The 10,927-nt window shown below is 70.0% G+C and carries 10 protein-coding genes; 3 read left to right on the top strand and 7 right to left on the bottom strand.

Features of this window, described 5'->3' with window-relative positions:
• Positions 1-750 precede the first annotated feature (750 nt).
• Both A5481_RS28960 and rocF read right to left on the bottom strand, forming a co-directional pair.
• On the bottom strand, positions 751-1,803 hold the full coding sequence (locus tag A5481_RS28960) for an ornithine cyclodeaminase (RefSeq protein WP_048433858.1): 1,053 nt from the start codon (positions 1,801-1,803) through the stop codon (positions 751-753).
• Complete coding sequence (gene rocF / locus A5481_RS28955; protein ID WP_048433857.1) at positions 1,804-2,742, bottom strand: arginase; 939 nt, start codon at positions 2,740-2,742, stop codon at positions 1,804-1,806.
• 153 nt (positions 2,743-2,895) lie between these two features.
• Between rocF and A5481_RS28950 the strand changes: the two genes are divergently transcribed.
• Entirely contained in the window at positions 2,896-3,333 is a 438-nt protein-coding gene (locus tag A5481_RS28950; RefSeq protein ID WP_048433856.1) for an Lrp/AsnC family transcriptional regulator, read from the top strand.
• Positions 3,334-3,568: 235 nt separating this feature from the next.
• On the opposite strand, the gene A5481_RS28945 is transcribed toward A5481_RS28950, so the two are convergent.
• The 3 genes from A5481_RS28945 to ndk form a co-directional block, all read right to left on the bottom strand.
• Entirely contained in the window at positions 3,569-3,925 is a 357-nt protein-coding gene (locus tag A5481_RS28945) for a hypothetical protein (protein WP_048433855.1), read from the bottom strand.
• Between the two features lie 110 nt (positions 3,926-4,035).
• Positions 4,036-6,126: a molybdopterin-containing oxidoreductase family protein gene (locus A5481_RS28940; protein WP_048433854.1), complete on the bottom strand. Its 2,091-nt coding sequence runs from the start codon at positions 6,124-6,126 to the stop codon at positions 4,036-4,038.
• 82 nt (positions 6,127-6,208) lie between these two features.
• On the bottom strand, positions 6,209-6,631 hold the full coding sequence (ndk, locus tag A5481_RS28935) for a nucleoside-diphosphate kinase (RefSeq protein ID WP_048429253.1): 423 nt from the start codon (positions 6,629-6,631) through the stop codon (positions 6,209-6,211).
• Between the two features lie 386 nt (positions 6,632-7,017).
• On the opposite strand from ndk, the gene A5481_RS28930 reads away from it, so the two are divergent.
• A complete protein-coding gene (locus tag A5481_RS28930) occupies positions 7,018-7,521 on the top strand; it encodes a DUF2147 domain-containing protein (RefSeq protein ID WP_048433853.1) in 504 nt (167 codons plus the stop codon).
• Positions 7,522-7,538: 17 nt separating this feature from the next.
• On the opposite strand, the gene A5481_RS28925 is transcribed toward A5481_RS28930, so the two are convergent.
• Positions 7,539-8,216, bottom strand: a complete 678-nt coding sequence (locus A5481_RS28925) for a glutathione S-transferase N-terminal domain-containing protein (RefSeq protein ID WP_048433852.1) — start codon at positions 8,214-8,216, stop codon at positions 7,539-7,541.
• A gap of 266 nt (positions 8,217-8,482) precedes the next feature.
• Between A5481_RS28925 and A5481_RS28920 the strand changes: the two genes are divergently transcribed.
• The gene (locus tag A5481_RS28920; protein ID WP_048433851.1) at positions 8,483-8,770 is read left to right on the top strand and encodes a hypothetical protein; all 288 of its coding nucleotides are present in this window, start codon (positions 8,483-8,485) and stop codon (positions 8,768-8,770) included.
• A 314-nt stretch (positions 8,771-9,084) separates the two neighbouring features.
• Here the strand turns inward: A5481_RS28920 and A5481_RS28915 are convergent, their stop codons facing one another.
• Positions 9,085-10,722, bottom strand: coding sequence for a porin (locus A5481_RS28915; RefSeq protein ID WP_048433850.1), 1,638 nt, complete (start codon positions 10,720-10,722; stop codon positions 9,085-9,087).
• Positions 10,723-10,927: the final 205 nt, after the last annotated feature.

The raw sequence follows: 10,927 nt of genomic DNA, 5'->3' as shown, positions 1-10,927 counted from the left end.
GGTGCCGCCGGCGACGGTGGCAAGGGTCTTGGCGTCGAGCTTCTTCATCGGGGTCATCCTCATCTCCGGGATACTTGCTGCGTCCCGTCCGCGGACTTGAGATGCCAGATGTTTCAGAACGTGTCGATGGGCCGGGCGGGATCGTTATGGTGCTGTTAACCAAAGCGATTTCGGAAAACGGATCAGGGACAGGACCTTACGTAGGGACCCGAGAAACTGCGTAGGTAATTTCCTTGGGGAAGGCCTGTGCATAATCGCCCCGCATCCGCTCCAGGGTGCGCCGCAGGACGGCGTGACTGCGGGGAGCGGTCTTCGCAGTCGTTCGATCTCCGGAACGCCGCCGCGACGAAGAGATTCTGCTACCCTCGGCTTTGCGTGATAAAACTCCGGTCACGCAATCTATAAAAGCCTGTGTGAATCGTATCTTCATTCATGCAGCCGCAAGCACCAGGGCATATCCGACCCTCTCCCTCATCCTGAGGTGTCGGCGATCGGAGATCGCACGTCATCGCAGGTGGAGCGACCTGGAAGGAGGACTCCGGAACCCGCCGCGATCGCTGGAGGCCTCCTTCGCGGTCGGCCGATCGTCGATCGGCTGACGCCTCAGGATGAGGCGGAAGGATGGGATATCCCTGGTCATCCAAGCTTCATCGACGGAAAATCGCTCAACCAGGCTCCGAGATCCGATGCCACGCCGACGAAGACATCGGAAATATCGTCAGGCGTCCCGGAGACCGTCCGGGCGGGCGCTCACGCGACCAGGCGCGGCGGCCGCGCCCGCTGCAGCATGCCGAACAGGTCGCGCGGGTCGTCCGGATCGGCGAGGAGGTCGAGGTCCTCGTAATGGGGATGCTCGGCCAGGAGGTCGCGCACGGTGCGGAGCGCGGAAAAGTCCTCGATCGCGAAGCCGACCGAGTCGAACACCGTGATCTGGCGCGCGCTCGTCCGCCCGGGCGCCGCGCCGGCCAGCACCCGCCACAGCTCGGTGACCGGATGGTCGGGGGCGAGCTGCTGGATCTCGCCCTCGATGCGGGTCTGCGGCTCGTACTCGACGAACAGGGCGGCGCGCGCCAGGAGCTCCGGGGCGAGTTCGGTCTTGCCCGGGCAGTCGCCCCCGACCGCGTTGACGTGCACCCCCTCCCCGACCCCGTTGCCGCCGAGGACCACCGCGTTGCGCTTGTCCGCCGTCACCGTCGTCACGATGTCGGCGCCGCGTAACGCCTCCTCGGTGCTGGCGCAGGCCGTCAGCTCGAAACCGAGGCCGGCGAGGTTGCGCAGGCACTTTCGCGTGGCCGCCGGGTCGATGTCGTGCAGGCGCAAGGTGCCGATCCCGAGGAGGGCCCGGAAGGCCAGGGCCTGGAACTCGGCCTGGGCGCCGTTGCCGATCAGCGCCATGGTGCGCGCATCCGGCCGCGCCAGGGCCCGCGCGGCCAGCGCCGAGGTGGCGGCGGTGCGCAGCGCCGTCAGCAGCGTCATCTCGGTGATCAGGACGGGATAGCCGTTGCCGACATCGGCCAGCACCCCGAAGGCGGTGACGGTCTGGCGCCCGCCGGCGGCGTTCTTCGGGTGACCGTTGACGTACTTGAAGCCGTAGGTATGGCCGTCGCTGGTCGGCATCAGCTCGATGACGCCGTCCGGGCTGTGGGCGGCGATGCGCGGCGTTTTCTGGAAGGCGTCCCACCGCGAGAAATCCTCCGCGATGGCGGCGGCCAGCCGCACCAGCATCGCCTCGATCCCGACCGCGTGGACGAGGCGCATCATGTTGTCGACGCTGACGAACGGGACGACGTTGAGGGCCGGCATCTAGAAGCTCCGGGTCGGGCGGTCGAGGATGCGCCGGCCGAACAGGCTGGCGGCGAGGTCGGCCATCAGCAGGGCGGTGCGGCCGCGCTCGTCGAGGAACGGATTGAGCTCGACGAGGTCGAGGCTGCGCACCAGCCCGGAATCGTGCAGCAGCTCCATGATCAGGTGCGCTTCCCGGAAGGTGGCCCCGCCCGGCACGGTAGTGCCGACGCCCGGCGCGATGCCGGGATCGAGGAAGTCGACGTCGAGGCTGACATGGAGCAGGCCGTCCGCCGCCGCGACCTCCCCGAGGAAGTCGCGCAAGGGGGCGACGATGCCGGTCTCGTCGATGTCGCGCATGTCGTGCACCCGCGTGCCGCTGCCGGCCAGGAGCGCCCGCTCCGCCGGATCGACGCTGCGCAGGCCGATCATGCAGATCCGCGCCGGATCGAGGCCTGCATCGAGCGGCGGGAAGTAGCCGGCAAAGCCCGGCCGCCCGGTGAGGTAGGCGAGCGGCACGCCGTGCAGGTTGCCGCTCGTCGTCGTATCGAGGGTGTGGAGGTCGGCATGCGCGTCGAGCCAGAGCAGGAACAGCGGCCGCCCTTCCGCCCGCGCCCGCAGGCTCATGCCCGCCACCGTGCCGGCCGAGAGGCTGTGGTCGCCGCCGAGGAAGATCGGCCGGGCCGCCTCGCTGTGGCGATACGCGGCCTCGGTGAGCGCCAGGGTCCAGCCGGCGGTCTCGGCGAGGTGGTGCACGGCCGGGTTCGGGTGCGGCCGGACCGCGAAGGGTGTCGGGGCGACGGTGCCCGCATCCTCCACCGCGATCCCGAGATCGCGGATCGCTTGCCCCAGGCCCGCCGCCCGGTAGGCGCTCGGCCCCATGTCGCAGCCGAGCCGATCGGTGCCCGACTGCACCGGGGCTCCGACCAGGACGCAACCCTCGTGAAACTCGCCTGCCATTCGCTCGCTCCCGCCGGGACCGACGCGAGCGTAGCAACCGGTCGTGTCACTCTGAACACCCGAGACCGGTCGATTTTTCAGCCCGATCGCGCAATCTGGCAGGCATCATCGCGCAGAGTGGCGGCGTCGGGCCGCGGAGAGGGAAAGCCGGAGATGGACGCGCTCGATCAGTCCCTGATCACCCTGCTGCGCCACGATTGCCGGCGTCCGGTCTCGGAACTGGCGACGATCCTGAAAGTGTCGCGCGCCACCGTGCGGGCGCGGCTCGACCGGCTCGAGCGCGACGGTGAGATCATCGGCTACACGGTGGTGCTGCGGGCCGACGCCGAGGCTGCGGCCGTGCGGGCGATCACGCTGATCGCGGTGGAGGGGCGCCGCACCGGCGACGTCATCGACGCGCTGAAGGGGTTCGCCGAGATCACCTCGGTCCACACGACGGTCGGCACCTGGGACATCGTCGTGGAGGTGTCCGCCGGCAGCCTGCCGGAGCTGGACGATCTGCTGCGGCGGGTGCGCCTGATGCCGGGCGTGACCACCTCGGAGACGCACCTGCTGCTGTCGACGCCGCGGTCTGCGCGGGCCAGATTGTGAGGAGCTGAATCGTTTCGCGCGACGGAAATGGCCTCCTCCGCGTCATCCCGGGGCTCGGCGCAGCCGAGAACCCGGGATCCGTAACCGCTGACGCTGCCGGATGAAGCGGAACTTTGGGTCGCCTTGTCCTGGAACGTCAGCGGTTATGGATCCCGGGTTCCGCTGCGCGGACCCAGGATGACGTCAAGGCAGGCAGGAGCGCCGCGGGCCTCACGCCGACGGCACCCCACTCCCCTCAGACCGGGCGCTGCAGCTTGCAGCTGTCGATGGCGCCGAGCGCCTTGGCGCGGGCCGAATCGTTGAAGTAGCCGGTGGCGCGGTAGGCCTCGATCTCGGAGGCGTCGAGCGAGCGCAGGGTGGCCTTCGCGTAGCAGCCGCAGGGGCGCTCGAGGCTGGTCTCGGCGGTGTTCTGCATCCGGGCCTGGACGACGGTGCAGGCGCGGCGCACCCGGGCCTCGAGGTCCGACTTGGGCGCGGTGCGCAGCGACGGATCGGGCTGGTAGGCCTCGAGCTGCGACGAGGAGGCGCCGGCGAGGGCCGAGGTCACGCCGAGCGCGAGGAATCCGGCGGCGAGGAAGGTGCGGAGACGCATGGGAGGAGGAGTCCGTTGGGCTGCTTGTCGTCAAGCTCGACCGTTGGACGCCGAAACTCCCCGCCCGCACAAGGGCGGGCGGGCCACACCGGGACCAAAACCGGGACGCGCTACTGCGGCAGCGCCGCGATCGCGACCCGGTTGTCGTGGAAGGCCGCGCCCCCGAACGGGGCCGGCGCGTCGGCGCCCGTCAGGGTGTTGATGCCGCGCCCGTCCGGATAGGCGTCGTTGGGCCAGATCGATTCGGCGATCAGCACGCCGCGGCGCAGGCCGGAGAACAGCGTCGCCCGCAAGGTCACGGCGCCGCGCTCGTTCGACAGGCGCACCCACGCTCCCTCGCCGATCCCGAGCGGTGCGGCGTCCTCCGGGTGGATCATCACCGTCGGGTGGCGCTCCTTGGCGAGCGAGGTCGGGGTCTCGGTGAAGCTCGAATTGAGGAAGTTGCGCGCCGGGCTGGTGGCGAGGCGGAACGGGTGCTCCACGGTGGCCGCCATCAGCGGCGCCTCCCAATGGTCGGGCAGCGGCGGCATCGCCGGCCCGCGCGGGCCGTCCTTCGCCACCGGGACGTTCGTCCAGTCGGGCCGGAAGCGGAAGCGCCGGTCGGGATAGGCGAAGCCGTCGAGGAAGTGGGCGCGCTCGTAAGGAGGCTGCACGTCGAGGAACCCCTCCCCCTCCATCTCGGCGAGGCTGCCGCGGCGCGAGGCCTTCAGCGTCGCGTCGATCAGCTCGCGCGGGCTCATGGCGAAGCCCGGATGCGCGGCGCCGAGGCGCTCGGCCAAGGCGACGATCACCTCGTGGTTCGAGCGGCAGAGGGGCGGCGGGTCGATGCGCTTGAGGCCGAGCTGGATGTGCTGCTGGCCGCCGCCGGTATAGAGGTCGTCGTGCTCCAGGAACATCGTGGCCGGCAGGACGAGATCGGCCATCCGGGCGGTCTCGGTCATGAACTGCTCGTGGACGCAGACGAACAGGTCCTCGCGGGCAAAGCCCCGCTTCACCAGCTCCTGCTCGGGGGCGACCGAGACCGGGTTGGTGTTCTGGATCAGCATCGCGGTCACCGGCGGGCCGTGGCGCAGGGCCTCCGCGTCGCCGGTGAGCACCCGGCCGATCTGCGACTGGTCGAGCATGCGGGTCTCGGGGTCGACCGCGTCGAGCCCCTCGATCAGCCGCTTGTTCAGGCCGAACACGCCGCTGTTCGAGTGGAAGGCGCCGCCGCCCCGGTGCTGCCAGGCTCCCGTCACCGCCGGGATGCAGAGCGCCGCATGCATGTTGGCGGCGCCGTTGCGGCTGCGGGCGAAGCCGTAGCCGAGGCGGAAGAACGTGTTCTTCGTGCTCCCGACGAGGTGGGCGAACCGCTCGATCTCCTCGACCGAGAGGCCCGTGATGGCGGCGGCCCAGGCGGGATCGCGGCTCTGGAGATGCGCCTCCAGCTCCTCCGGGCAGTCGGTGTAGCGGGCCATGTAGTCGCGGTCGGCGAAGCCGTCGCGGAACAGCACGTGCATCACCGCGCAGGCGAGCGCCCCGTCGGTGCCCGGCCGCAGCAGCAGGGCGAGGTCGGCCTGTTTCATCGTCGGGTTGTCGTAGATGTCGACGACGACGATCCTGGCCCCGCGGTTCTTGCGGGCGGCCTGGACGTGGGTCATCAGGTTGACCTGGGTGTGCACCGGGTTGGTGCCCCAGATCACCACGCAGTCGCTCTCGGCGATCTCGCGCGGGTCGACCCCGGCGAGGCGGCCGGTGCCGGCGATGTAGCCCGACCAGGCGAGCGTGGTGCAGATGGTCGAGAACTGGCCCGAATAGCCCTTGGCGTGGCGCAGGCGGTTGATGCCGTCGCGCATCACCAGCCCCATCGTGCCGGCGTAGTAGTACGGCCAGACGGCTTGCGGCCCGTGCGCGGCCTCGGCCTTGCGGAATTCCTCCGCGACGCGGTCGAGCGCCTCGTCCCAGCCGATGGCCGCGAACGCGCCCGAACCTTTCCGCCCGGTGCGGATCAGGGGCTGCGTCAGCCGGTCGGGATGGTGGATGCGCTCGGCGTAGCGGGCGACCTTGGCGCAGACGACGCCCGCCGTGTAGCTGTGGCGCGGGTTGCCGCGCACCCGGCCGATCGTGGCGCCGTCGATCACCTCGACCTCGAGGGCGCAGACCGACGGGCAGTCGTGCGGGCAGGTGGAGGTCGTCCGCTCGATCCGTGGCTGCGCCGTCACCGCTCGCTCCTCGCCCGTAAAAAAGGCCCCCGCCTCGCGGCGGGGGCCTTCACCCTATCGGGGTTTCCCGTCCGGGAAAACCTTAGCCGACGATGTCCTTGTCGTCGAAGAACTGCTTGATCTCGATGCCGGCGTTCTCGAGGCTGTCGGAACCGTGGACGGTGTTCTCGCCGACCGACTTCGCGAACTTCTGGCGGATGGTGCCCTCGGCGGCCTGGGCCGGGTTGGTGGCGCCCATCACCTCACGGTACTTGGCGACGGCGTTCTCGCCCTCGAGCACCTGGACCACGACCGGGCCCGAGGTCATGAACTCGACGAGCTCGCCGTAGAACGGACGCTCGGCGTGGACCTCGTAGAACTTCTTGGCCTGGGCGTCGGACATGCGGATGCGGCGCTGGGCGACGATGCGCAGGCCCGCCTCCTCGATCACGGCGTTGACCGCGCCGGTGAGGTTCCGGGCGGTGGCGTCGGGCTTCAGGATGGAGAAGGTGCGCTCGGTGGCCATGGGACGTCCGTTCAGAAGAAAAGCGGTGGCGTGGGCGGTTACGAGGCCGCGCGGCACCGGACCCTGAGGTCCGGCTGGAAGCCGGGCGCGAGCGCCCGCGCGCCGGGTCCTTGAGCGGACGTCCGGCGCCGGGCTTATAGCCGCGGGCCCGGCGCCCCTCAAGCGCGGAAGGACGAGCGGGGACCGGCGGGATCGCCCGCCCGCGGGGTATCGCTGCGGCTGCGCCGCAACACGGCCGAAAAATCGCCCCAAAGATCCGGCTTCCTGACTCCCACGTGACCTTTCGGCCACGCTGCCCGGTTCGCCCGCGGCGGCGTCCCTCAAGCCTTCCGCCGCCGGCGGTCCCGCACCGGGCCGCCCGACGCGGACAGCCAGGAGCTTCCTGCATGCGCTCGATCCTGATCCCGACCCTCGCCGCCTCCCTGCTCTCGGCCGGCGTCGCCGCCGCGGCCCCCGCGGGCGATCCCTCGGGCACCTGGCTCACCGAGGACGGCCGGGCCAAGATCAAGATCGAGAAGTGCGGCCCGGGCGCGGCCCATGCCTGCGGCAAGGTGGTGTGGCTGAAGACGCCGCTGAACGACCAGGGCCAGCCGCGCACCGACATCAAGAATCCCGACCCGAAGAAGCGCACCCGCCCGGTGATCGGCCTCACCCTGATGGATGGCCTGAAGCCCGAGGACGGCGCCTTCAAGGGCCAGATCTACAACGCCGAGGAAGGCAAGATCTACGACGTCTCGGTCAGCCGCGAGAGCGCGAGCGAGCTCGCGATCTCGGGCTGCATGCTGAAGATCCTGTGCGGCTCGCAGACCTGGACCAAGGCCCCGGACGAGTTCGCGCAGGTCGCGCCGGCACCCGCGAAGGCCAAGCCCGCGGCCAAGCCCGCCGAGTGATCGCCCGACCCCGCGCGTCAGGCGCGGGAGGCCGGCCCCGGCGGCTCGTCCGGGTCCGGCTTGAGCCGGAAGCCGCGCAGCACGCCCGGCCGGGCCTTCATCCTGTCGATCCAGGCGGCGACGTGGGGAAAGGCGGCGATGTCCTGGCCCTGGCGCTCCCAGAGCTTGGCCCAGGGCAGGATCGCGATGTCGGCGATGGTGTACTCGTCGCCCGCCACGTGGGCGCAGCGGGCGAGCTGGGCGTCGAGCGTCGCGTAGAGCTTCGTCGTCGCGGCGGTGAAGCGCTCGACCGCGTAGGGGATCCTCTCCGAGGCGTAGATGCGGAAATGGTGGGTCTGGCCGAGGGTCGGCCCGAAATTCGCCGCCTGCCAGAACAGCCAGATGTCGACCGCGATGCGGGCCCGCTCCCCGGCCGGGTAGAACAGGCCGGTCTTGCGGGCGAGGTACTGCAGGATCGCGTTCGACTCGAACACCGTCACCGGCTCGCCCCCCGGCCCGTCGGGGTCGACGATGACCGGGATCTTGCCGTGCGGCGCGACGGCCAGGAACTCGGGCGCGCCTTGGGCGCCCTTGCCGATGTTGATCGGGATCATCCGGTACGGCAGGCCGCATTCCTCGAGCATGATCGAGGCCTTCCAGCCGTTGGGCGTCGTCCAGTAGTAGAGGTCGATCGGCGGCGTCGTCACGGCCGACATGCGGCTGGTCCTTCTCGCACGGCGGGGACGGGGCACGTCCGTCGCGCATCGGGCTTCCCGAAGAGGTAAACAGGGCCGGGCCCACCCTGTACAGGGTGAAGGTTGTCTCAATCGGCGGTCTTGCAGCGGTGTTTCGCGCCGGGCACGGCCCGCGCGCGGCGTCTTGCCGTAGCGTCAGTCTGTGGCAGGGTCGGATCTGCGCGCGGCGATCCCGCGGCGCGGGCCCCGAAGCGCAGACCCCATGCGCCGATTCCGAGAGACCCCCGATGACCTCTCCTCTCCCGACCCGTCCCCTCGTCCGCGCGGTCCTGGCAGCCTTCCTGGCGGCCTTCGTGGTCGCCGCTCCCGCCGCCGCCTTCGCCCAGGCCGGATCCGGCCCCGGGCTCGCGCCGCGCCGGGAGCCGAGCGCGCGCGGCCTCGCCGCCCGCGAGCGCCAGCGCAAGTGCGGCGCCGAGTGGCGCGGCCTCAACGCATCCGAGAAGGCCGCGCAGGGGCCGCGATGGCCGCAATACTACAGCAAGTGCGTCCGCCGGCTGAAGGAGCAGCGGGCCTGACGGCCGTCGCGGCGGCGGGCGGCCTGGGGCGGCGGCGCCTCCGGGGCGCGACCGCCCGCCGCCGGGCGGTCGGAGGGCGGATCGTTAGATCTTCACCGATCGGCAAATTTTCTTTTCGATGTCGCCGATCTGGCATTTTGTTAGTTGAACTGATCTTCGACGGCTGCTACAAAAAATACATCCTGAGTTTCGAGACCCAGGGCACCTGCAAGGCGCACTCACCGAGTGCGCCTTTTTTCTTGGCGTGATGCGGCTGACACGAAAAAAAGGGCCCCGGCTCGCGCCGGGACCCCCGATGTTTTATTTCAGAGATCTTAGAAGTCGCGCTGGACGCGCATCCGGATCTGGAACGTGTCGGTCGCGTTGGTGGTCGGCAGGACGCCGCCGCCGGCGACGACCGGCTGGCCGTTCACGACACCCGTGACCGAGGCGGCGGTGATGCCCGGAGCCTTGTTCTGGTCGATGACGCGGCCGCTCTGCAGGGCGAGGCGGGCGTAGTTGCCCTCGATGCCGATGTCGAGGTCACGCACCGGCGACCAGATCAGGCTGGCGCCCGCGACGATCTGGTTGGTGTCGCGCAGCTGGTTCGTGAAGCCGAAGCCGGCCGCGAACGGGCTCGGCAGCGGGCCGGTGGAGAAGCCGGCGAGGGTGTTCACGATGCCGAGATCGGCGCGGCTGGTCTTGCCGTACGACATCTCGCCGTAGCTGCCGAACACGGCCGAACGCCACTCGGGGGTCCAGTAGTGCAGGTAGGCCGCGGTGACCGTCCAGGACTTGGACAGGTCCATCTTGCCGCTGATCGGGTCGACCACCGCGTCGACGAGCGAGGTGCCGAAGGTCGTGCCGCTGGCGAGCGACGCGAAGTTGGTGTAGCCGCCGAGCCACATGTTGTAGCCGGTGAAGCGCGTGGCGCCCTCGCCGTAGGAGCCCTGCAGGTACAGCAGGTCGCCCGGGGCGATGAACGGGGTGTTGAGCTTCAGGCCGCCCTGGATCGCCCAGCCGTACTCGGTGGTCGGACGGGGAGCGACGGCGCCGACGGTCGAGACGCCGGCGATGCTGCGGATGGTGCCCGAGGCGTTGCCGGCGTTGATCTCGTGCACGGCGGCCGAGAGCTGGGCCGAACCCCAGGCGGCGTCGTAGCGCAGCGCGCCGACGAAGTCGGGCATGCGGTTGCGCTGGATGACGTCGTAGTCGGCGATGACCGGCTGGCCGAAGGCGTTGGCGCCGATGACCGGGGTGAAGTTGCCGGCGCCGGGAGTGAAGACCTGGAAGCCCGTGAAGCTCGAGCCGCCGCTGGCGCTGCCGTAGATCGGGGTCTTGCGCAGCAACGGGTCTTCCATCGACAGGGTCGCCGAGAAGCCCTGACCGAAGGTCGCCGTGTAGGCGAGCAGGTTGGTCGAGGCGTTGTCGGAGCCGAGCGACGAGCCGACGAACTCGAGGTCGTGAGCGTAGAAGTCGAAGAACGAGGCCGCACGGCCGGCGGTGAAGCCGGCGAACTGGATGAAGGCCTTGTCGAGGTTCACGCCGTTGGTCACGCGACCGAAGGTGTCGACGCCGAGCGCCGGGAAGCCGGTGCCGGCGAGGCGCGCGGTGCCCGACGCCAGGAACGGACCGGTGCCGTAGGAGAGGTCCATGCGGACGAAGGCGCGCAGGGTGCCGTAGGCGGTCGACGTGCGGGCATCGAGGTTCAGGCGGCCGAGGCCCTGGTAGCCGGTCAGGTCACCCGAGCGGCTATAGGCCTGCAGGTAGGTGGCCTGGAACCGGGCGCGACCGGAGACGCGCAGGCAGGTGTCGGTACCCGGGATGTAGAAGAAGCCGGCACCGTGCGTCGAGCAGACGCGGACGAATTCGACGGGGGCAGCCTTCTTGATCGGCAGATCGGCAGCCTGCGCTGCCGCAACGACGGTCAGGCCGGCGGCCGACCCGAGCAGAAGGCTCTTCACGAGCTTCATAGAGACCTCCAAGATTTCGGACCCGAAAGGGGTGAACGACTCTGTTCCGAAGACCTCGTCGGCCTCGAGACCATGTCCCTCTTATGCCCCTGAAGATTCGGCCGCCGCATGGGTTCGGCCGAACCGCACCGGACTTCGTTCGGCGCATCCGGACCTTCTTTCAAGGGGCCGGTCGGATCAATATCCTACAAGTACTAACAGCCAT

Source organism: Methylobacterium platani, assembly GCF_001653715.1.
In the GTDB taxonomy this organism is placed as follows: Bacteria; Pseudomonadota; Alphaproteobacteria; order Rhizobiales; family Beijerinckiaceae; genus Methylobacterium; species Methylobacterium platani.
This window is presented reverse-complemented; position numbering and strand designations above follow the sequence as displayed.